At 66.2% G+C, this 20,061-nt stretch carries 20 protein-coding genes; 9 read left to right on the top strand and 11 right to left on the bottom strand.

All coding sequences use genetic code 11. From position 1 onward, the window contains the following. Positions 1–1,368 (bottom strand): glutamine synthetase family protein, encoded by a 1,368-nt coding sequence (locus LT948_RS30165; RefSeq protein ID WP_003097049.1) that lies wholly within the window; start codon positions 1,366–1,368, stop codon positions 1–3. A gap of 1 nt (position 1,369) precedes the next feature. Beyond that, entirely contained in the window at positions 1,370–2,764 is a 1,395-nt protein-coding gene (locus LT948_RS30160; RefSeq protein ID WP_023092807.1) for an aspartate aminotransferase family protein, read from the bottom strand. Between the two features lie 115 nt (positions 2,765–2,879). Here LT948_RS30160 and LT948_RS30155 point away from each other — a divergent pair, with 115 nt between their 5' ends. Beyond that, positions 2,880–3,662 (top strand): SDR family NAD(P)-dependent oxidoreductase, encoded by a 783-nt coding sequence (locus LT948_RS30155; protein WP_015503895.1) that lies wholly within the window; start codon positions 2,880–2,882, stop codon positions 3,660–3,662. Positions 3,663–3,726: 64 nt separating this feature from the next. Next, complete coding sequence (locus LT948_RS30150) at positions 3,727–4,407, top strand: GntR family transcriptional regulator (protein ID WP_003097059.1); 681 nt, start codon at positions 3,727–3,729, stop codon at positions 4,405–4,407. 16 nt (positions 4,408–4,423) lie between these two features. On the opposite strand, the gene LT948_RS30145 is transcribed toward LT948_RS30150, so the two are convergent. The 3 genes from LT948_RS30145 to LT948_RS30135 form a co-directional block, all read right to left on the bottom strand. Continuing rightward, entirely contained in the window at positions 4,424–4,636 is a 213-nt protein-coding gene (locus LT948_RS30145; protein ID WP_003097061.1) for a YgdI/YgdR family lipoprotein, read from the bottom strand. 217 nt (positions 4,637–4,853) lie between these two features. Continuing rightward, positions 4,854–5,255, bottom strand: coding sequence for an SMI1/KNR4 family protein (locus tag LT948_RS30140; protein WP_003099687.1), 402 nt, complete (start codon positions 5,253–5,255; stop codon positions 4,854–4,856). A gap of 195 nt (positions 5,256–5,450) precedes the next feature. Continuing rightward, on the bottom strand, positions 5,451–6,308 hold the full coding sequence (locus LT948_RS30135) for a Tim44 domain-containing protein (RefSeq protein WP_003109134.1): 858 nt from the start codon (positions 6,306–6,308) through the stop codon (positions 5,451–5,453). 363 nt (positions 6,309–6,671) lie between these two features. Here LT948_RS30135 and LT948_RS30130 point away from each other — a divergent pair, with 363 nt between their 5' ends. Beyond that, on the top strand, positions 6,672–8,429 hold the full coding sequence (locus LT948_RS30130) for a cation:proton antiporter (RefSeq protein WP_003142154.1): 1,758 nt from the start codon (positions 6,672–6,674) through the stop codon (positions 8,427–8,429). A gap of 315 nt (positions 8,430–8,744) precedes the next feature. After that, the gene (locus tag LT948_RS30125) at positions 8,745–10,052 is read left to right on the top strand and encodes an MFS transporter (RefSeq protein WP_003109136.1); all 1,308 of its coding nucleotides are present in this window, start codon (positions 8,745–8,747) and stop codon (positions 10,050–10,052) included. A 410-nt stretch (positions 10,053–10,462) separates the two neighbouring features. Here the strand turns inward: LT948_RS30125 and tonB1 are convergent, their stop codons facing one another. Continuing rightward, positions 10,463–11,494 carry an energy transducer TonB1 gene (tonB1, locus tag LT948_RS30120; protein ID WP_010793614.1) on the bottom strand — a complete coding sequence of 344 codons (1,032 nt, stop codon included), beginning with the start codon at positions 11,492–11,494 and terminating at the stop codon, positions 10,463–10,465. A gap of 92 nt (positions 11,495–11,586) precedes the next feature. After that, entirely contained in the window at positions 11,587–12,555 is a 969-nt protein-coding gene (locus LT948_RS30115; RefSeq protein WP_023092808.1) for a CobW family GTP-binding protein, read from the bottom strand. Between the two features lie 102 nt (positions 12,556–12,657). Here LT948_RS30115 and LT948_RS30110 point away from each other — a divergent pair, with 102 nt between their 5' ends. Beyond that, positions 12,658–13,026 (top strand): hypothetical protein, encoded by a 369-nt coding sequence (locus tag LT948_RS30110; RefSeq protein ID WP_003097081.1) that lies wholly within the window; start codon positions 12,658–12,660, stop codon positions 13,024–13,026. 152 nt (positions 13,027–13,178) lie between these two features. Here the strand turns inward: LT948_RS30110 and LT948_RS30105 are convergent, their stop codons facing one another. The 3 genes from LT948_RS30105 to dksA are packed head-to-tail and all read right to left on the bottom strand — an operon-like array spanning position 13,179 to position 15,438. Next, positions 13,179–13,820: a DUF1826 domain-containing protein gene (locus LT948_RS30105; protein ID WP_033996098.1), complete on the bottom strand. Its 642-nt coding sequence runs from the start codon at positions 13,818–13,820 to the stop codon at positions 13,179–13,181. Next, complete coding sequence (zigA, locus tag LT948_RS30100; protein WP_003097084.1) at positions 13,817–15,019, bottom strand: zinc metallochaperone GTPase ZigA; 1,203 nt, start codon at positions 15,017–15,019, stop codon at positions 13,817–13,819. Before zigA ends, LT948_RS30105 begins: the two co-directional genes overlap by 4 nt. A 14-nt stretch (positions 15,020–15,033) precedes the next feature. Then, the gene (gene dksA / locus LT948_RS30095; protein ID WP_003097086.1) at positions 15,034–15,438 is read right to left on the bottom strand and encodes an RNA polymerase-binding protein DksA; all 405 of its coding nucleotides are present in this window, start codon (positions 15,436–15,438) and stop codon (positions 15,034–15,036) included. A 112-nt stretch (positions 15,439–15,550) separates the two neighbouring features. Between dksA and LT948_RS30090 the strand changes: the two genes are divergently transcribed. Further along, positions 15,551–15,967, top strand: coding sequence for a hypothetical protein (locus LT948_RS30090; RefSeq protein WP_003142158.1), 417 nt, complete (start codon positions 15,551–15,553; stop codon positions 15,965–15,967). On the opposite strand, the gene LT948_RS30085 is transcribed toward LT948_RS30090, so the two are convergent. Next, positions 15,945–17,138 carry an N-acetylmuramoyl-L-alanine amidase gene (locus LT948_RS30085; RefSeq protein WP_003097089.1) on the bottom strand — a complete coding sequence of 398 codons (1,194 nt, stop codon included), beginning with the start codon at positions 17,136–17,138 and terminating at the stop codon, positions 15,945–15,947. The genes LT948_RS30090 and LT948_RS30085 overlap by 23 nt on opposite strands. A gap of 99 nt (positions 17,139–17,237) precedes the next feature. On the opposite strand from LT948_RS30085, the gene folE2 reads away from it, so the two are divergent. The 3 genes from folE2 to LT948_RS30070 are packed head-to-tail and all read left to right on the top strand — an operon-like array spanning position 17,238 to position 20,031. Continuing rightward, a complete protein-coding gene (gene folE2 / locus LT948_RS30080; RefSeq protein WP_003109139.1) occupies positions 17,238–18,134 on the top strand; it encodes a GTP cyclohydrolase FolE2 in 897 nt (298 codons plus the stop codon). Then, positions 18,131–18,691 carry a gamma carbonic anhydrase family protein gene (locus tag LT948_RS30075; RefSeq protein ID WP_003099663.1) on the top strand — a complete coding sequence of 187 codons (561 nt, stop codon included), beginning with the start codon at positions 18,131–18,133 and terminating at the stop codon, positions 18,689–18,691. Before folE2 ends, LT948_RS30075 begins: the two co-directional genes overlap by 4 nt. Before the next feature lie 2 nt (positions 18,692–18,693). After that, positions 18,694–20,031, top strand: a complete 1,338-nt coding sequence (locus LT948_RS30070; protein ID WP_003142161.1) for a dihydroorotase — start codon at positions 18,694–18,696, stop codon at positions 20,029–20,031. Positions 20,032–20,061 lie beyond the last annotated feature (30 nt).

Below are 20,061 nucleotides of genomic sequence, written 5' to 3'. Positions count from 1 at the left end.
TCAGGCCTGGTTGAGATACCAGCGCCAGTCCTGCTCGCCGACCTCGCCCATGAAGGCACGGTATTCGGCCTGCTTGATCGCCAGGTAGATCTTCAGGAAATCCTCGCCGAGCGCCTCGCGCGCCCAGGCCGAGCCCTCCAGCGCGCGCAGCGCGGTCAGCCAGTCGCTCGGCAACGCCTGGGTGGCTTGAGCGTAGCCGTTGCCGGTGATCGGCGCACCGGGGTCGAGTCGCTCGCGAATCCCCAGGCGCACCGCCGCGAGCAACGCCGCCGCCGCCAGGTAGGGATTGGCGTCGGCGCCGCAGATGCGGTGCTCGATGTGCCGGCTGGACGGCGGGCCGCCGGGAACCCGCAGCGACACGGTGCGGTTGTTGATTCCCCAGGTCGGCGCCAGCGGCGCGTAGCTGTTCGCCTGGAAGCGGCGGAACGAGTTGGCGTTCGGACAGAACAGCGCCAAAGACTCCAGCAGGCACGCCTTCATTCCACCGATGGCCTGGCGCAACAGCGGGGTCCCGGCCGGGTCCTCGCTGGCGAACAGATTGTTGCCAGCGGCGTCGGCCAGGCTGACGTGCAGGTGCAGGCCGTTGCCGGATAGATCGGCGAACGGCTTGGCCATAAAGCAGGCCTGCAACCCATGGCGATTCGCCACACCCTTGACCAGGCGCTTGTAGCGCACGCCTTCGTCGATCGCCTGGAGCGCGTCGAAGCGGTGCTGCAGGGTAATCTCCACCTGCCCCGGCGCGTACTCCGAGATCGCCGTGCGCGCCGGCAGGCCCTGGGCCTCGCAGGCGGCATACAAGTCATCGAGGAATGGCTGCAACTGCTCCAGCTCGTAGACGCCATAGACCTGGGTCGCCCGCGGCCGCTGGCCATTCATCTGCAACGCCGGCAACGGCCGGCCGTCGCTGTCGCGTTCGCGGTCGAGCAGGTAGAACTCCAGTTCCACCGCCATCACCGGGTGGAAACCCTCCGCCTGCAGGCTGTGGATAACCCGCTGCAGCACATGCCGGGGATCGCCCGCCGCGGCCGGTAGCCCGAACTCGGGATGCATGCTGACCTGCACCTGTCCGGTCGGTGACCGCCGCCAGGGTTGCAGGGTCAGGCTGCCGGGCAGCGGGAAGGTCCAGCAATCGGCATCGCCGACGTCCCAGACCAGGCCGGTCTCCTCGACGTCATCGCCATTGATGGTCAGGCCTAGGATGGTGCTCGGCAGCGGCCGCCCGCTTTCGTAGACCGCCAGCAGCTCGTCGCGATGCAGCAGCTTGCCGCGCGGCACGCCGTTGGCGTCGATCAGGAACAGCTCGATGCTGCGCACCTCGGGGTGTGCGGCGAGGAACTCGCGGGCTTCCCGCGGATCGGCGAAATGCATCTCAGGCCTCCCGCGCGCCGGGTATGGCGAGCAGCTCGCCGAGCGCCTCGTCGAGGCTGGAGAGCAGGCGGTCGACGTCTTCTTCGCGAGTGTCCGGGCAACACAGGGTCATGTTGTGGAACGGCGTGATGAGGATGCCGCGGTTGATCAGATACAGGTGCAAGGCCATCTGCAGGCTGTCGTGGAACGCCGCCTCGGCGGCCGCGCCGTCGCGTGGGGATTGCGGGCAGAACTGGAACTCGCTGCGCGCACCGAGCTCGGTCACCGACCAGGCCAGGCCGTGCTTGTGGATAATCCTGCGGAAGCCCTCGGCCAGACGCGCCGCCAGGGGCAGCATGTGGGCGTAGGCGGCATCGGTCATCACCTCTTCCAGGTTGGCGCGCATACAGCGCATCGCCAGGGCGTTGGCCGACAGCGTGGTACCCATGCCGCTGTGGCCGTGGCCTTCGCTCTGCTCGCTGGCGCGTGCCCTGGCCAGTTGCATGGCGTTGGCCATCGCCGCGCTGCAACCATACACCGAGCACGGTACGCCGCCGGCGATCGGCTTGCCGAGGGTGATGAAGTCCGGCTCGAGTTTCCAGGCGCGGGTACAGCCGCCTGGTCCGGTGGAGATGGTGTGGGTCTCGTCGATGATCAGCAGCGTGCCGTGACGACGGGTCAGCTCGCGCAGCTTCTGGTGGAAGCCGGGTTGCGGCAGGACCATGCCGATGTTGGTCATCGCCGGCTCGCAGAGCACGGCGGCCACGTCTTCGCTGGCCAGCGCCCGCTCCAGGGCCTGGAGGTCGTTGAACGGCACCGCGCGGCTGAACTGGGTGAGGTCGTGGGCCTGGCCGAGCAGGCCGGAGCGATGCACGGTGCGGCCGTCGCGGCAGCGAACCAGGGTGTCGTCGACCGTGCCGTGGTAGCAGCCGTCGAATACCAACACCACCTTGCGACCGGTGATCGCGCGCGCCCAGCGCAGGACGAAGCGGTTGGCGTCGGTGGCGGTGGTCGCTACCTGCCAGAACGGCAGGCCGAAGCGCTGCGCCAGCAGCTCGCCGGCGACGATGGCATCCTCCCCCGGAAGCATGGTGGTCAGGCCGTTCGCGCCCTGCTCGGCGAGTGCCCGGGCGATCGGCGCCGGAGAATGACCGAACATGCTGCCGGTGTCGCCCAGGCAGAAGTCCACGTAGACGTGGCCATCCACATCATGGAAACGCGCGCCGTGGGCACGCTCCACGAACAGCGGACAGGGTGTCGACCAATCGCTCATCCAGTGCATCGGCACGCCGTCGAACAACGCACGCCGGGCTCGCTCGGCGAGCGCGACGGACTGTGGATTTTGCGCAAGGAAACGTTGCTGCTCGCGGGCCATGAAGGTTTCCACGGCGGCTTCGGCGATGCCACTGGCGGTCATTTCGAACACCTCGTTTTTTATTTCGCACAACTTTCATTTGTGATCACAAAAAAGTCAATACAGTATTTGAAAGCACTGATAATCTGTTTTCCATGTCAATTTTGTGATCACAAAAATGAACGATTTTCCGAAGTGGACAGGCCAGGTCGCGCTCATCAGCGGCGCCGGCAGCGAACTCGGTATCGGTTTCGCCATTGCCCGGCGACTGGCCCGCGAAGGCGTGCGCCTGCTGATCACCGCCAGCAGCGAGCGGATTCGGCAACGAGCGGAGGAACTGAGCGCATGCGGTCACGACGTGCGCGCCGCGAGCGCCGACCTGACCGACGAAGCCCAGGTGCAGGGCCTGCTGGACTGGGCCGAAGCCCAGTGGGGACGGGTCGACATCCTGGTGAACAATGCCGGCATGGCCCAGTTGAACAGCGCGGAACCCTTCAGCGCAGTGGAAGCGACCTCGCTGCGGGATTGGCAACTGTCCCTCTCGCGCAACCTGACCAGCGCTTTCCTGCTCACCCGCGGCCTGCTGCCGGGCATGCGCGAGCGCGGCTACGGGCGGATCGTCAACGTCGCCTCCACCACCGGAACCCGCGGCAGCAACCCGGGCGAAGCCGCGTATAGCGCGGCCAAGGCCGGTCTGGTCGGCTGGAGCATGGGCCTGGCGCTGGAGGTGGCGAAGAGCGGCATCACGGTGAACAGCGTCGCGCCGGGCTGGATCGCCACCGGCTCGAGCACCGCCGAAGAACGCCAGGCCGCCCTGGCCAGCCCCAGCGGACGTGCCGGCCGGCCCGAAGAGGTGGCCGCCGCGGTGGCCTTCCTCGCCTCGCCCGAAGCCAGCTTCGTCAACGGCGAACTGCTGGTGGTGGACGGCGGCAACTGCCTGATCGAAAACAAACGGAGCTGAACATGCGCAACTGCAACCTGACGCTTTCCCAGCTTCCGGCGCCACCGGCGACCCGGAGCTGACCATGGCCGAGAATCTCCAGGAACGACTCTACCAACGACTGCGGGAAGACTTGCTGGCCGGACGTTTCCAGCCCGGCGAGCGACTGAAGATCCGCGACCTGGCGAACCAGTGGGGAACCAGCCCGATGCCGGTTCGCGCCGCCCTGCAACGGCTGGTGGCGGAAGGGGCGCTGGAGGGCGAGGCACAACGCTCGCTCAGGGTGCCGCTGATGACCCGCGAACGTTTCCTGCAGATCCTCCAGGTGCGCCTGTCCCTCGAAGGGCTGGCGGCCGAAAGCGCCAGCGGCCGGCTGGACGAGCAGGCACTGGAAGGGCTCGAAGGATGTCTGCGGCGAATGGAGGACGCCTTGCGCCGACGCGAGGTACAGGCCTACCTGGAAGCCAACAGCGAATTCCACCTGACGCTCTACCGCGCCTGCGGCAACCCGGTGCTGCTGCGTCTCATCGAGACGCTCTGGCTACAGGTCGGGCCGTTCTTCAACCGGCTGTTCACCGAGGCCGACCTCTCCCTACGCCTGAACGATTTCCACGAGGACGCCCTGGACGCGCTACGCCGCGGCGACGGCCCGGCCGCGCGCGCGGCGATCGAACAGGACCTGGCCTACTTCGGCCAGTACCTGCTGAACCTCCTGGAGCTGGAGGCCCGGCCACGAAAGCGACACCGTTCCGGCGAGCACGCCTGACGGGAGATAAGCGCCGCTACTGCGGGCGAATGGTGCGCACATTGTCCTTCTTGATCAGGATGGTGTCGCCATTCAGCTGTTCGAACTCGTAGTAGTCATTGTATTTGTCGTAATCCGACTGATCCTTGACCAGGACCTCGCTGCCATCTTGCAAAGTGACCACCGCCTGGTTGGCGCAACCCGCCAGGCTGGTCAGCAGCAATGCAGCGAACAGAGCTTTGAACTTCATAGAATCTCCACACGGGGCAGCGCACTTGCCTACATCCGGAGCGACAAGTGCGGAATTGCCCTTGTGACCGTGGCAATCGAGGGAAATTCCTTAGCACAGCGGCGCTTTGTCGGAGACGAAGCGCCGACGGCGGCGCGCAGGGCCTCCAGGCAGCCTCGCGCGACGTCGGGAAGTCAGCCGAAAAGGCACGTTGCAGAGCCTTTGCGGCGGTTCAGGTTCAGCTCTCCAGCCAGACGTCGCGAGCCCAGACCCACACCGAATCCCAGCTTTCATCGGTGAGGTCGCCATCGGCCCAGAGCACCACCTCGCCGTCCTCCGCCACGCAGTAGTAGCTGCCGTCGTCCTCGCAAAGCGGGATCAGCTCGCGCGGAACGCCCAGGTCCCAGGCAGTGGCCGCCACTTCGGGCAGGTAGGTGTGCGAGTGCGGATCGGTCACGGTCACCGGCTCCAGGCGGCCGTAGACCACATCGCTGACCAGCAGGAGGAATTCGCGGAATTCGGCGGGAATGCCGATCAGCAGCTCTTCCTCGATTTCCACCAGCAGTTCTTCTTCCGGCAGTTCCAGGGGCACCGGAACCGGTTCGTTGAGTTCACGCAGTTTTTCGATGACGTCTTCCACGACAGGCTCTCTCGCAACGGGTGGCGCGCTTTTTATACAGTAGCCGCACCGAGCGCAAGACAAGTGTCGTGGCTGGCCTTCGGCCATGGCGCCGGACGAATGGTCGGTCAACCCGCCAACGGAAATGAAAAACCCCCGCTCCCTGGCGGGAGCGGGGGTTTCGGCGGCCCCCGAAGGGACCGCAACCACTCGGGATCAGTTCTGCCGGATACCGGCCACCAGCCATGGCTGGTTCTCGCCCTGGGCGCGCTCCATCCGCCAGCTTTCGCTGAAGGCTTCGCCCTGGTCGAAGCGCGAGGTCTTCGACACACCGCTGAAGGTCAGGGTGGCGATGGTCTTGTCGGCCTGGTCGTCGACGCCGTCCAGTTGCACGACCAGATTGTCGATGTAGGTGGACTGGTAGGCGTCGCCGATCTCGGCGCGCTCCTGCTTCAGCCATTGCAACATCTGCGGGGTGACGAACTCGGCGATCTTGTCCATCTCGTTGGCATCCCAATGCTGCTGCAGGGACATGAAGTGTTCGCGAGCGGCACCGACGAAGCGCTCCTCGTTGAACCAGCTCGGCGCGTTGATCACCGGGCTCGGCGCAACGGCGGCAGCGGCGGTGGCGCCACCGAAGATCGGCGCCTGGGCCGGCATTTCGCGCTGCATCGGCGCGTGCCCGGCCATCGCCGGCTGCCCCTGGTTCTGCTGGCGTCGGCGAGCGGCGATGAAGCGGAAGGCAATGAAGGCCACCAGGGCGATCAACAGGATATCGAGCATCTGGATGCCTTCGAAGCCGTCGCCCATGAACATGGAGGCGAGCAGGCCGCCGGCGGCGATACCGGCCAGCGGGCCGAGCCAGCGCGAAGCACCGCTGGCGGCAGCGGCGGGACGGGCGGCGTTGGGGGCGGCAGCAGTGGCGTTCGGCGCAGTGGCCGGCTGCGCCTGGCGGGTCTGGTGGCTGGGTGCCGAGCCGAGGCTCTTGCCGCCGCCGAAGCGCTTGGCATTGGCATCCAGGCTGACGGTCAGCGCCAGGCAGAAGGCGAGGGCGATGCTGAGAACACGCTGCATTGTAGTCTTTCTCTCTTGGGGGAATCGACGCGCGTCATGTTGCGGCGGTACGGGCGGCAGGACCAGCCGGATTTTGTTTCGGGCTATTGCTCCGCGGCCGCCGTTTTTTCGCCCGCCGCGTCTGGCTCGCGGGTCGGCGCCAGGGTACACCGTCGTTGACGAGGATGACAGGCGCTATCCCGGATCGGCGGACGAACGCCCGCCCGGCGGCTGGAAAGGCGCAGCGCAAAGCCTTGCAGAAAGGTCTGTTACAGTTTTTTTCAGTACCCCGATCAAGCACTTGCCAGTGCTAGTCTGCGGCTCTGCGAGGCTTCCCGGTCGCGCGTTTGCCGACCCATTCCCACTCGAGCGAGGACCGCCGCCATGCATGCCGTCGATTTCATCCAGGACCTCGCCGTGATCATGCTGGTGGCCGGCGTGGTCACCATTCTCTTCCACCGCCTGCGCCAACCGGTGGTCCTCGGCTACATCGTCGCCGGCTTCATCATCGGCCCGCACACCCCGCCCTTCGGGCTGATCCACGACGAAGACACGATCAAGACCCTGGCCGAACTCGGGGTGATCTTCCTGATGTTCTGCCTCGGCCTGGAATTCAGCCTGCGCAAGCTCTTCCAGGTCGGCGCCACGGCGTTCATCGCGGCGTTCCTGGAAATCGTCCTGATGATCTGGATCGGCTTCGAGATCGGTCGCTTCTTCGAGTGGAGCACCATGGACTCGCTGTTCCTCGGCGCGATCCTGGCGATCTCCTCCACCACCATCATCGTCAAGGCGCTCGGCGACCTGAAGATGAAGAACGAGCGCTTCGCCCAACTGATCTTCGGCGTGCTGATCGTCGAGGACATCCTCGGCATCGGCATCATCGCCCTGCTGTCGGGAATCGCCGTGAGCGGTTCGGTGGAAACCGGCGAGGTGTTCTCCACGGTCGGCAAGCTCAGCCTGTTCATGATCGTCGCGCTGGTCGTCGGCATCCTCCTGGTGCCACGCCTGCTGGCCTACGTGGCGAAGTTCGAGAGCAACGAGATGCTGCTGGTCACCGTGCTCGGCCTGTGCTTCGGCTTCTGCCTGCTGGTGGTGAAGCTGGAATACAGCATGGTGCTCGGCGCCTTCCTGATCGGCGCGATCATGGCCGAGTCGCGCCAGTTGGTGCAGATCGAACGGCTGATCGAGCCGGTCCGTGACATGTTCAGTGCGATCTTCTTCGTCGCCATCGGCCTGCTGATCGATCCGAAGATCCTCGTCGAGTACGCCTGGCCGATCGCCCTGATCACCGTCGCGGTGGTGCTCGGCAAGATGTTTTCCTGCGGCATGGGCGCGTTCATCGCCGGCAACGATGGACGCACCTCGCTGCGGGTCGGCATGGGCCTGTCGCAGATCGGCGAGTTCTCCTTCATCATCGCCGCCCTGGGCATGACCCTGAAAGTCACCAGTGACTTCCTCTACCCGGTGGCGGTAGCGGTCTCGGCCATCACCACCCTGCTCACCCCGTACCTGATCCGCGCCGCCGATCCGCTCTCGCAGCACCTGGCCAACGCCATGCCGCAGCGCATGGCGAGGATCTTCGGCCACTACGGCGACTGGCTGCGCAGCATCCAGCCGCAGGGCGACCGTGCGGTGCTGGCGGCGATGATCCGGCGCATCCTGCTGCAAGTCGGGGTGAACCTGGCGCTGGTGATCGCGATCTTCCTCGCCGGCGGTTATTTCGCCGATACGCTTTCCGCCTGGATGAGCCAGTGGGTCGCCTACGATGGACTGCACAAGGCATTGATCTGGGGCGGCGCGCTGCTGGTCTCGCTGGCCTTCCTGATCGCCGCGTACCGCAAGCTCAAGGCTCTGTCGATGCTGCTGGCCGAACTCGGGGTCAAGCCGGAGAAAGCCGGACGCCATACGGCGCGGGTACGTCGGGTGATCTCCGAGATCATCCCGCTGCTGTCGCTGGCCGGCATGATGGTGCTGCTGGCTGCGCTCAGCTCGAGCATCCTGCCGCCGGGCGAGTTGCTGATCGTGGTGGCGCTGGTCGCCGGCCTGGTGATCGCAGTGCTCTGGCGCTGGCTGATCCGCGTGCATTCGCGGATGCAGATCGCCCTGATGGAAACCCTCGACCAGGAAAAGGGCAGCCACTGAGAGCCAAGCGATCCCGGCCTGCCGTCGAATCGGCGGATAACCACGCTGCGGTTATTCGCCCTCGCCTGCACCTGATGTCGCTATCGGACCCTTTGCCCTGAAGGATCGGCGGATTTCCGCTTATCCACTCTCCCGGTCGGCGGACTCCCGCTCGGCCAAGACCACCCCGCTCCTCTTCCAACCCAGTCCCCACGCGGCTTTCCCGCGTTGGCACGGCACCTGCTATCGAGCCATCCAATACGTCGCCCTCGCGATGTGCCGGTGTGCTGCGCCCTGATCAGCACATCCAAGACAACAACGAAAAGAGGAAACACGATGGAAAGCGCCAACGCCATTTCCGCGTCTGCCCAGCCCCGCACCACTTCGCAACGCATCAAGTCGATCTTCAGCGGTTCCGTCGGCAACCTGGTCGAGTGGTACGACTGGTACGTCTACGCCGCCTTCTCGCTGTACTTCGCCAAGGCATTCTTCCCCCAGGGCGACATGACCGCCCAACTGCTGAACACCGCAGCTATCTTCGCCGTGGGCTTCCTGATGCGCCCGATCGGTGGCTGGCTGATGGGTATCTATGCCGACCGTAAGGGCCGCAAGGCGGCGTTGCTGGCCTCGGTGCTGCTGATGTGCTTTGGCTCGCTGATCATCGCCCTGACCCCCAGCTATGAAACCATCGGCGTCGCCGCGCCGATCCTGCTGGTGGTCGCGCGCCTGCTCCAGGGCCTGTCGGTCGGCGGCGAATACGGCACCTCCGCCACCTACCTGAGCGAAATGGCAAACAAGGAACAGCGCGGGTTCTTCTCCAGCTTCCAGTACGTGACCCTGATCTCCGGCCAGCTCATCGCCCTGGCGGTGCTGATCGTCCTGCAACAGACCCTGACCGTAGAACAACTGGAAAGCTGGGGCTGGCGCGTACCCTTCTTCATCGGCGCGCTGTGCGCAGTGGTGGCGATGTTCCTGCGTCGCGGCATGGAAGAGACCGAGTCCTTCTCGAAGAAGAAGGAAGAGCCGAAGGAAAGCCTGCTGCGCACCCTGCTGCGCCATCCGAAGGAAGTGCTGACCGTGGTCGGCCTGACCATGGGCGGCACCCTGGCCTTCTACACCTACACCACCTACATGCAGAAGTACCTGGTGAACACGGTAGGCATGAGCAAGACCGACTCGACCATGATCTCGGCTGCCACCCTGTTCCTCTTCATGCTGCTGCAGCCCATCGTCGGCGCCCTCTCCGACAAGATCGGCCGGCGGCCGATCCTGATCGCCTTCGGCGTACTCGGCACCATCTTCACCTACCCGATCCTCAGCACCCTGCACAGCGTCGACAGCTGGTGGGGCGCGTTCTTCCTGATCATGGCGGCGCTGGTGATCGTCAGCGGCTACACCTCGATCAACGCGGTAGTGAAGGCCGAACTGTTCCCCACCGAGATCCGCGCCCTGGGCGTCGGCCTGCCGTATGCCCTGACCGTGTCGATCTTCGGCGGCACCGCCGAATACGTTGCCTTGTGGTTCAAGAGCGTCGGCCTGGAGAGCGGCTTCTACTGGTACGTCACCGCCTGCATCGCCTGCTCGCTGCTGGTCTATGTGTTCATGAAGGACACCCAGAAGCACTCGAAGATCACGACCGATTGATTGAGCCTCGTGCTCATGGCCCCGACACACTCCGGGCCTTTTTATCCACAGGACGGCGACCTTCAGGTCGCCGTCCTGCTTTTTGGCGCGGCAACCGATTTCCCCACACCCGCCGGCTGTTGGTCTACGGCACGGCATCCCGACCGGAACCCTAGGGCGCGCAACGCCGGCGGCGTAATCCGCCGGTGCCCCTGCGTTCCACGGCGGATAACCGCAAGCGGTTATTCACCCTGCGGCTCGTCATTCCGGCGGGGCTGGAACCTTGGCGCGTAAACGCCGATCTCCTCGCCACGGCGGAACAGCGCAAGGGGCCTGCCGTCCCCAGGCAGCGAGGCCCCGTCTGCGAGACCTACCGGGAATAAAAAAACCGCGCTCGAAGGCGCGGCTCTTTTCGTTGTCGGCGAACCGCCTCAGCGGCGCTTCTCGATCTTGAAGAAGAACATCTTGGTCGCCTGGCGGGCGACGATCTTGCCACCGCTGACACGCGGCTCGAAACGCCACTTAGCCATGGCCTGGCGCACCGAACGGTCGAACATGCCTGACGGCACCGACTCGAGTATCTGAATATCGTCGATGCGGCCATCGGTGGTAATGGTGAACAGCACCTTCACCCGGCCCTGAATTCCCCGTGCCTGGGCCATTCGCGGATAGACCGGTTGCGCCATGCCCAACGGCTTGATGTCGCTGTCGTTGAGGCTGCCGCTGGGCAGGCCGGCCGGGCCTTGCGAGCCGCTGGGCGCAGTCTGCGCGCCGGGCGTGCTCTGCCCGACGGTAGGTGCGGGCGGCGGCGGGGCGGCGCTGGACGGGCTGGGCTGGCTGGATGCCTCCGTGCTCGGCTCGGGTTCCGGCTTGGGTTTGGGTTCCGGCTTCGGCTTGGCCTTGGGAATGGCGTTTTCCACCGGTTTGGGCTTGGGTTTCGGCTTGGGCTTGGGTTTTTCCACCGGCTTCGGCTTCGGCGGCTCCGGCTTGGGTTCCTCGATCTTCGGCGGCGTCGGCTCCGGCGCGGCAGCCGGCGGCTGCGGGGTCGGCTCGGCCTTCTTCTCGAGCTGGACGAAATTCACCTGCATGGTCTTCGGCAGTTCGCCGTGGCCAAGGTTGAGTTCGGCCGGGGTCGGCATCACCCACACCAGCGCACCGATGATCGCCACATGCATCGCCACCGCCGCGCCGGAGGACAACCACCAGCGCGACTTGGGCGGCTCGCCGGGGACGTCTTCGGGATCGCTGCCATGGGCGTAGGGGATCAGCACTTCCTCGACCGCCACTTCCTCGTCGCGGCGCGCACCGGAGCAGTCCACCACGCGCAGGTTGGGTTCTCCGCGCTGGGCATTCACGCATGGCAGGGACTCGCTTTCGTCTCCCTGGGCGGGAGCGGTGGGGTGGTCTTCGGCGAGCGCGGCCAGCGAAAAACGGTCAGGCGACCGTGAAGGCTGTGGCGACATGAGGGCGACCTGCGGAGAAGTGAAAGGTAAGGAAGTAGAGTCTTCTGATAATTATTATCATTCAGTCGCGTCCTCAGGGCAACCTTGGCGGATCATTCCGCGACCATCCGACACGCCAGGAACGTCTCTTCGAGCGCCTCTTCATCCGCGCCTGCGGCGAGGATCAGTTCCAGCCGATTATCCCGCCGCCACGAGGACTTGCCCCAGTTATCCACAAACGGCGCGGCATTCGCTGCATACCAACCGTCCGCGCAATGCAGCACCGCCTTGGCCCGCCGCAGTCCGGACAAACGGCTCAGCCAGGCGTCCACTGCGACCCGATCGAAACGCACCGACGGCGCCAGCCGCCAGCCGATGGCCAGCTGGCCGTCCTGCTCGCGCACGGCGCGCAGCGGTCGCTCGGCGGGCAGCACCGTTCCCAACTGAGCAGGCGCGTCCGGCAGGGCCGCCCAGGTCGTCGCGCTACCTTCCCCGGCAACGCTGGTCGGCAGATCGCTCAATGCCAGGTGGCCGCGCACGCTCCAGCGCAACGGCAGGACCGGCAGGCGCGCGCGCACGGCGCAGCGCTGCGTCGCGTCGAGCGCTTCGGATTTGTTCAGCAGCAACATGCCGGCCGCTTCCAGCGCCTGTTCCTGTGCCTCCGGCAACGGTTGGCCGGAGGCCAGCGCGGCGGCATCCAGCACCACTACCAGGGGTTGCAGGGCCAGGACGCCGGACCAGGGAGGAGCCTGCAGCTGCTTCCACAGCGCCAGCGGATGTCCCAACCCGGAGGGTTCGATGAACAGCCGGTCCGGCCGTGCCCGACGCAACAAGCGACCGAGCCCCACCTGGAACGGCACGCCATTGACGCAGCAGAGGCACCCGCCCGCCACCTCGCCGATGGCCACGCCGTCGACGTCCGTGGCCAGCAGCGCGGCATCCAGGCCGATCTCGCCGAACTCGTTGACCAGCACCGCCCAGCGCTCGCCCGCCGGCTTCTGCGCCAGCAGCGAGCGGATCAGACTGGTCTTGCCGGCCCCCAGGGGGCCGCCGATCAGGTGTGTGGGTATCTCTCGAAGCATCTGCGCAACCGGAATGTGAAAGCCTGTGGATCAATGCGGTCCTTGCCTGCGGGGAGCCAGGCCCCGTGCTAGAGTCGCGCCCGTCTGCAATGGAGTCCTCGCATGCGTCCGTTCCTGTTCTTCCTGTCCTGCCTGCCGGGCCTGGCCCTGGCCGAAGCCTGCATCGTCCATAGCCAGGCGAAGAATCTCGATGTGAAGGTCTGCCAGCAGAACCGCAGCATCCCGGCCAAGCTGTTCCGCGAAGGCTTCTGCCAGCCACAACTGCAGGGCCAGAAGGTCGAGGTGGCGTTCGCCGAGGAGTGTCCGACGGGCGCCTTCGGTGTCTGCCGCGACGCCAGGGTACCCAATGCGCCCTATCGGCAGGACATCTTCTACTACGGCATCGCGACCGACGCACGCTACCTGGAGCCGTTCTGCGCCAGCCAGAGCCAAGGCCGCTGGGAAGAGCCTAGCGCCGCGAAAAAGCCCTGAGCGCGTCATCAGCCTGTCACAGCGTCCGGGCTAAATGGGAGTCGGGTACCTCAGCACCCTTCGTCCCCATCCCCAAGGTAGGACGACTTTTTGGTGATAGGCCATCTGCGGATGGCCTTTTTTTATTCCTCGAAAGACACTTGTCCACAGGCTCAGGCAAGCCAGTCCAGGGTCAACAGCAGGCGCGCCAGCCCGGGCTCCGCTCGCGGCGAGCGATGCACCAGTCCGGCACCTTCGTTACCCTCCCAGCGTTCGCCCTTGAGCAGCGCCACGTCGCCTGTGGACAAGCTATAGATAAGCTGTTCATCGACAACTTCCGCCTGTGCTCCACCAAGCAGCCGACGGTCCAGGCCGGACTCGTCCAGCCATTCGCTGGCAGCGCCCTGGTAGGTGGTGACCAGCCGCAGCGGCACGTGGTCGACATGGAAACGCGGGCACATCGGTTTATCCAGAACGCGCAGGCGCAGGCCGATACGCCGCGCCCCGGTCAGGCAAAAGAAGGCCTCGACCAGCCAGCCCAGGTCGTCGAGGAAATCGGCTTGTCCCGGCAGTTGCCGCGCGTCGAGCAGGCCGTCCAAGGCGGGTAGCCGTTCCTCTTCCATCTCCAGCGTCTGGCTCAGCGCCAGTCCCGGCCGGTTGCGTACCAGGGCGGCGGCGAAGTCGCGCAGCGCCGGGTTCAGCCGGCGTGTCCAGACCGCCAGGTTGACCCCGTCGCGAAGCACCTCGGCCAGCACCTGGGGGTCTTCGCCGAACGCCTGGCGCGGCAACGGACTTTCCTGTGGCAGTGCGCTCATGCGGCGTGCCCCCAATCCTCGAAGGGGTCGTCCAGGCCCTGCCAGCCCGGAATGCCCAGGTTCATCTCGGCATCATCCAGCAGGCAAGCATCGAGGGCTGCGCGCAGGGCCGTGAAGTCCAGGTTCTGGCCGATGAAAACCAGCTCCTGGCGACAGTCGCCGACGCCTTCCTCCCAGTGCCGCATGATCGCCCGCAGGCCCTCTTCGTCCTGTGGCCACTGTCCGGTCGGCACGAAGCGCCACCAGCGGCCCGCCAGGCCGTAGCGCATCAGGCCGCCGGCCTGCGACCAGCTGCCAGCCTCGCGGGGCCGGCTGGCGAGCCAGAAGAAGCCCTTGGAGCGCAGCAGCCGCCCCTGCTTCAGCGGATTGTGCAGGAAGGCGTGGAAGCGCGCGGGGTGGAACGGACGGCGCGCCCGGTAGGCCATGGAGGCGATGCCATATTCCTCGGTTTCCGGCAGGTGCTCGCCGCGCAGTTCCTTCAGCCAGCCCGGCGCGGACGCCGCGCGATCGAAATCGAAGCGACCGGTATCGAGGATCTTCGCCAGCGGCACCTGACCCATCACCATCGGCAGGATCTCCGCCTCGGCATTGAGCTGGCGCAGGATCGCCAGCAGTTCCTCGCGCTGCTCGCTGGAGATCAGGTCGATCTTGCTGACCAGGATCACATCGGCGAATTCGACCTGGTCGATCAGCAGGTCGGTGATCGAGCGCTGATCCTCCTCACCGAGGGTTTCGCCACGGCTGGCCAGGCTGGCGGCCTCCTGGTAGTCGCGGAGGAAATTCATCCCGTCGACCACCGTGACCATGGTATCCAGTCGCGCCACGTCGGACAGGCTGCGGTCCAGCTCGTCGCGGAAGGTGAAGGTCTCGGCCACCGGCATCGGCTCGGAAATCCCGGTGGACTCGATCAGCAGGTAGTCGAAGCGGCCTTCCCGGGCGAGACGGCCGACCTCTTCCAGCAGGTCTTCGCGCAGGGTGCAGCAGATACAGCCGTTGCTCATCTCCACCAGGCGCTCTTCAGCGCGGTTCAGGCTGACATCGCGCTGGACTTCGCTGCCATCGATATTGATTTCACTCATATCGTTGACGATCACCGCAACCCGGCGGTTCTCGCGGTTCTTCAGCACATGGTTGAGCAGCGTGCTCTTGCCGGCGCCGAGAAAGCCGGACAGCACGGTGACAGGTAGGCGTTGGTTCACGGTTGGTAACCTCTTCAGTTGTGCCGCACGTGGCGTTCGCGCTTCTCCTGGCGCTCTTTCGCCTCGATGCAGAGGGTGGCGGTGGGACGCAACAGCAGGCGGCGCAGGCCGATCGGCTCGCCGGTTTCCTGGCACCAGCCGTAGTCGCCGCGGGCCAGGCGCTCCAGCGCTTCGTCGATCTTGTCGAGCAGCTTCTTCTCCCGCTCCAGCAGGCGAAGTTGCCATTGCCGCTGTTCCTCGCGGGAAGCCAGGTCGGCCTCGTCGCTGGGGCGTTCGAGATCGCGCAGCTCGCCGAATTCGCCTTCGATGCGCGCCTGAAGTTCCTGGCGCTGACGCAGCAGCAGGTCGCGGAAGAAGTCCTGCTGGGCTTCGTCCATGTAGGCAGCGTCGGGCTGGGCAAGCAGTTCCTGTTCGGTCATGGGCTGAACCTGGGAAATTTAAAACGTTATACTATAACAGTTAACACCACAATCGATGGCCCGCCAATCGCCTTCCGGCTACCCTGGGCCCACGTCATCCCGGGATCCACCGATGCGCCGCGTCCTCCACCTTTACTGCCTGGCCCTCCTGCTGCTCGCTCCGGCGGCACAGGCGCAGGGCTTTCTTCCCGGCACCCGCCCGGCGGAATGCGCTTACCTGCGCACCGTTCTGGCCTGCATGGATCGGCTGGGCAACCACTACAGCGTCGCCACCGGCGGCAACGACACCTGGCTGCGCGGATACGACGCGGCAAGCGGACGACGCTGGGCCCAGACCAATACGCGCTACGGGCGCCTGACCTTCTTCAGCGGCATCGCCAGCGACGGGGAAATCTGGGTCGGCCTCAGCCGCAACATCGGCTGGACCAGCGTCAGCCGCCTGAGCAGTTCATCGGGCCAGCGCCAACGCCTGACCTGCGGGCGGGTCAGCGGCTGCAGCGAAGGCCCTAGCCGGGAGGCTGCGCGCTGAGCGCTGCCAGGTAGCTGCCGGCGGGAGGGCGTTGCCGGAAGTAGCCCTGCACGCCAGCGAAGATCGCCTCGGCCAGGCGCTGGCGATGGCGTTCGTCCATCAACCGGCGACAATCGCCGCGATTCGAGATGAAGCCGGTCTCCACCAGGATCGAAGGGATGTCCGGCGACTTGAGCACGGCGAAGCCGGCCTGCTCGACACGCTTCTGGTGCAGCGCGGTGACGTCCGACAACTGGCCGAGAACGCTGTGGCCGAGGTCCAGGCTGCTGGCGATGGTCGAACTCAGGGCCATGTCGAGGATCACCCCGGCGAGTACCTTGTCGCGGCCCTGTAGCGGCAGGTTGCCGCTGTTGCCGATCAGGTCGGCGCCGTTCTCGCGGTCGGCCATCCAGCGCGCCATGGTCGAGCTGGCGCCATGCTCGGAGAGGGCATATACCGATGCGCCGGAGGCGGTCAGTCGCGGCGCCGCGTCGGCGTGCACCGAGACGAACATGTCGGCGTTGTAGCGCCGAGCCACTTCCGGCCGCTTGCGCAGCGGGACGAACACGTCGCCGTTGCGCACCAGGCGCGCCTTGAAGCCTTTCTCGCGGTCGATCCGCCGCGCCAGCAGGCGGGCGATGGCCAGCGCCACGTCCTTTTCGCGCTCGCCCTTGCTACCGACCGCGCCGGGGTCCTTGCCGCCATGGCCGGCATCGACCACCACGAGGATGTCGCGGCCCGTCGAGGGTAGCGGGCGGGCCAGCGCCAGCATCGGCTCGGGGGGAGCCGCCAGCGCCTGTGGATAAAGGTCCAGGACCAGGCGATGGCCCTTTCCTGCCTGCGGTTCCAGGGCGAAGCTGCGCGGCCTGACCGCCTGGCGCAGGTCGAGGACGATGCGCGTCCCGCCGCCACCCAGTTGGCCGCTGCGGATGGCGCGCACGGGGCCGTCCAGCGGCAGCTCGGAGAGCGTTGCGAGCAATTGCGCGTCGGGCAGGTCGAGGATCAACCGCTCGGGGGCCTGCAGGGAAAAGGTTCGATAACGCGGCGGGCCGTCCAGTTCCAGCACCAGGCGCCAGCTTTCCGAGGAATTCCAGGCCCGGGCCTGGCGGATTCGTACATTGGCGCTGGCGGCCAGGAACGGCTGGAGGGCCAGGCCGGCGAGCAGGCTTTGCAGGAGGCGACGGCGCTTCATCGACGAAATACCCGATTGCAAGGGTCGGCATTAGCTAATACGTTATATTATAACATTCAAGCCATTTCCAGGCCTTGCCTGCCCTTCTTCGAGTTCTCCATGAATGCCTTGACGCTTCCCGATATTGCCCGCCAGACCACCACCGCCGATCTTCCCCTGGACTGGGTCGGCATGCAGGGCATCGCCCTCCCCGTGCAGATCGGCGGGCAGAGGGTCGCCGCCGAAGCCGATGCCGGTGTCAGCCTGGACGACCCGCAGGCCCGCGGCATCCATATGTCGCGCCTCTACCTGGCGCTGGCCGAACTGGAACAGGGCGAGCTAGACCTTTCCCGCCTGCGCGCCGTCCTGCAACGCTTCCTCGACAGCCACGCCGGCCTGTCGCGTCGCGCCTACCTGCGCCTGCGCCTCGCGCCGCTGCTGCGGCGTCCGGCGCTGGTCAGCCCGCTGAGCGGCTGGAAACGTTATCCACTGGTGCTGGACACGCGCCTGGAAGGCGATGACTTCCAGGCCGAAGTCCATCTCGAGCTGACCTACTCCTCGACCTGCCCCTGTTCGGCGGCACTGGCCCGGCAATTGATCCAGGAGCGCTTCGACCAGGACTTCGCCGGACAGCCGCTCGATCATGCCAGCGTGCTCGCCTGGCTCGGCAGCAGCGCCGGCATCGTCGCCACCCCGCACAGCCAGCGCAGCAGCGCGCACCTGCGCATCGGCCTGGCGGAAGACTGCGTCGGACTGCCCCTGGAAGAGCTGGCGGATCTCGGCGAAAGCGCCCTCGGCACCGCGGTGCAGACTGCGGTGAAACGCGCCGACGAGCAGGCCTTCGCCCTCGCCAACGGACAGAACCTGATGTTCTGCGAAGACGCGGTGCGCCGGCTGCACCGCGCCCTGCAGGGTTATCCACAGGCGAGCCGGTTCTCCATACGGGTCGTCCATGCGGAAAGCCTGCATGCCCACGACGCCGTCGCCGAAAGCCACTGGCAACGAGGTGCCGCATGATCCGCAAGAATCCCTCCGGCGACCTGCCGGTGATCGACGAATCGGCCTATGTGGACAAGACCGCGATCATCTGCGGCAAGGTGATCATCCAGGCCAACGTCTTCGTCGGTCCCTACGCGGTGATCCGTGCCGACGAAGTCGACGCCGACGGCGGCATGCAACCGATCGTGATCGGCGCCAACTCGAACATCCAGGACGGCGTGGTGATCCATTCCAAGTCGGGTGCTGCGGTGACCATCGGCGAGCACAGCTCCATCGCCCACCGCTCCATCGTCCACGGTCCTTGCGAAGTCGGCGACCGGGTCTTCATCGGCTTCAACAGCGTGCTGTTCAACTGTCGGGTCGGCGATGGCTGCGTGGTCCGCCACAACGCGGTGGTCGACGGCTGCGACCTGCCAGCGGGTTTCTACGTCCCGTCCACCGAGCGCATCGGTCCGCGCACCGACCTGGCGAGCATGCCGCGGGTCAGCGTTTCGGCCAGCGAGTTCTCGGAAGACGTGGCGCGCACCAACGTCGACCTGGTACGCGGCTACAAGTCGCTGCAGAACGAGTTCTGAACATGCAAAGCCTGCTGATCCGCAATGCCCGGATGGTCAACGAGGGACAGGTACGCGAAGGCGATCTGCTGGTCCGCCACGGTCGCATCGAACGCATCGCCGGCTGCCTGGAAAACTGCGGCGCCAGCCGGGAGATCGATGCCGCCGGACGCTACCTGCTGCCGGGAATGATCGACGACCAGGTGCACTTCCGCGAGCCGGGTTATCCACAGAAGGGCTCGATCGCCAGCGAATCCCGCGCCGCCGTGGCGGGCGGCATCACCAGTTTCATGGACATGCCCAATACCCGCCCGGCGACGCTGAGCCTCGAAGCGCTGGCGGAAAAGAAGCGCCTCGCCGCCGCCCATAGCGTGGCCAACTACGGTTTCCACTTCGGCGTCAGCCGCGACAACCTCGACACCGTGGCCGCCCTCGATCCACGCGATGTCGCCGCGGTGAAGGTGTTCATGGGCGCCTCCACCGGCGACATGCTGGTGGACGACCTGCCGACCCTGGAGCGCCTGTTCGCCAGCGTTCCGACCCTGCTGCTGAGCCATTGCGAAGACACGCCGCGGATCGAAGCCAACCTCGCGCGCTGGCGACAACGCTTCGGCGAACGTATTCCGGCAGCCGCCCACCCGCGCATTCGCGACGCCGAGGCTTGCTACCGTTCCACCGCCCTGGCGGTGGAACTGGCGCAACGACATGGCACGCTGCTGCATGTCCTGCACTTATCCACAGCGCGCGAACTGGCCCTGTTCGAGGACAAGCCGCTGTGCCAGAAACGCATCACCGCGGAAGTCTGCGTCCACCATCTGCTGTTCGACGACAGCGACTACGCCCGCCTCGGCCATCTGCTCAAGTGCAACCCGGCGATCAAGAGCCGCGAGGACCGCGACGCCCTGCGCAGGGCGCTGGCCGGCAACCGCCTGGACGTGATCGGCACCGACCACGCGCCGCACGCCTGGGCCGAGAAGCAGCAGGCTTATCCACAGGCGCCGGCCGGCCTGCCACTGGTCCAGCATGCGTTGCCGGCACTCCTGGAGCTGGTCCGCGAAGGCTGGCTGTCGCTGGCCACCCTGGTGGCGAAGACCAGCCACCGGGTCGCCGAACTGTTCGCCATCGCCGATCGCGGTTTCCTCCGCGAAGGCTACTGGGCCGACCTGGTGCTGGTCAGCGAACTGGAGCACCCGGCGCTGGCCAGCGCCATGCCGCTGCTGTCGCGCTGCAACTGGACGCCGTTCCGCCACCGGGCATTCCACCATCGGATCGATACCACCATCGTCTCCGGGCAACTCGCCTGGCACGCGGGACGCCTGTCCGACGATTGCCAGGGACTGCCCCTGCGGTTTTCCCGCTGAAGTCTTGTCCACAGCCTGCTGTGGATATCC

It is taken from the genome of Pseudomonas sp. CP-1, assembly GCF_021213715.1.
Taxonomy (GTDB): domain Bacteria; phylum Pseudomonadota; class Gammaproteobacteria; order Pseudomonadales; family Pseudomonadaceae; genus Pseudomonas; species Pseudomonas aeruginosa.
The sequence above is the reverse complement of the archived record's forward strand: the minus strand, read 5'-3'. Positions and strand labels throughout refer to the sequence as shown.

Coding starts and splice junctions, on each gene's coding strand:
- LT948_RS30165 (WP_003097049.1), bottom strand. CDS start 1,368: ATGCATTTCGCCGATCCGCGGGAAGCCCGCGAGTTCCTCGCCGCACAC.
- LT948_RS30160 (WP_023092807.1), bottom strand. CDS start 2,764: ATGACCGCCAGTGGCATCGCCGAAGCCGCCGTGGAAACCTTCATGGCC.
- LT948_RS30155 (WP_015503895.1), top strand. CDS start 2,880: ATGAACGATTTTCCGAAGTGGACAGGCCAGGTCGCGCTCATCAGCGGC.
- LT948_RS30150 (WP_003097059.1), top strand. CDS start 3,727: ATGGCCGAGAATCTCCAGGAACGACTCTACCAACGACTGCGGGAAGAC.
- LT948_RS30145 (WP_003097061.1), bottom strand. CDS start 4,636: ATGAAGTTCAAAGCTCTGTTCGCTGCATTGCTGCTGACCAGCCTGGCG.
- LT948_RS30135 (WP_003109134.1), bottom strand. CDS start 6,308: ATGCAGCGTGTTCTCAGCATCGCCCTCGCCTTCTGCCTGGCGCTGACC.
- LT948_RS30130 (WP_003142154.1), top strand. CDS start 6,672: ATGCATGCCGTCGATTTCATCCAGGACCTCGCCGTGATCATGCTGGTG.
- LT948_RS30125 (WP_003109136.1), top strand. CDS start 8,745: ATGGAAAGCGCCAACGCCATTTCCGCGTCTGCCCAGCCCCGCACCACT.
- tonB1 (WP_010793614.1), bottom strand. CDS start 11,494: ATGTCGCCACAGCCTTCACGGTCGCCTGACCGTTTTTCGCTGGCCGCG.
- LT948_RS30115 (WP_023092808.1), bottom strand. CDS start 12,555: ATGCTTCGAGAGATACCCACACACCTGATCGGCGGCCCCCTGGGGGCC.
- LT948_RS30110 (WP_003097081.1), top strand. CDS start 12,658: ATGCGTCCGTTCCTGTTCTTCCTGTCCTGCCTGCCGGGCCTGGCCCTG.
- LT948_RS30105 (WP_033996098.1), bottom strand. CDS start 13,820: ATGAGCGCACTGCCACAGGAAAGTCCGTTGCCGCGCCAGGCGTTCGGC.
- dksA (WP_003097086.1), bottom strand. CDS start 15,438: ATGACCGAACAGGAACTGCTTGCCCAGCCCGACGCTGCCTACATGGAC.
- LT948_RS30090 (WP_003142158.1), top strand. CDS start 15,551: ATGCGCCGCGTCCTCCACCTTTACTGCCTGGCCCTCCTGCTGCTCGCT.
- LT948_RS30085 (WP_003097089.1), bottom strand. CDS start 17,138: ATGAAGCGCCGTCGCCTCCTGCAAAGCCTGCTCGCCGGCCTGGCCCTC.
- folE2 (WP_003109139.1), top strand. CDS start 17,238: ATGAATGCCTTGACGCTTCCCGATATTGCCCGCCAGACCACCACCGCC.
- LT948_RS30075 (WP_003099663.1), top strand. CDS start 18,131: ATGATCCGCAAGAATCCCTCCGGCGACCTGCCGGTGATCGACGAATCG.
- LT948_RS30070 (WP_003142161.1), top strand. CDS start 18,694: ATGCAAAGCCTGCTGATCCGCAATGCCCGGATGGTCAACGAGGGACAG.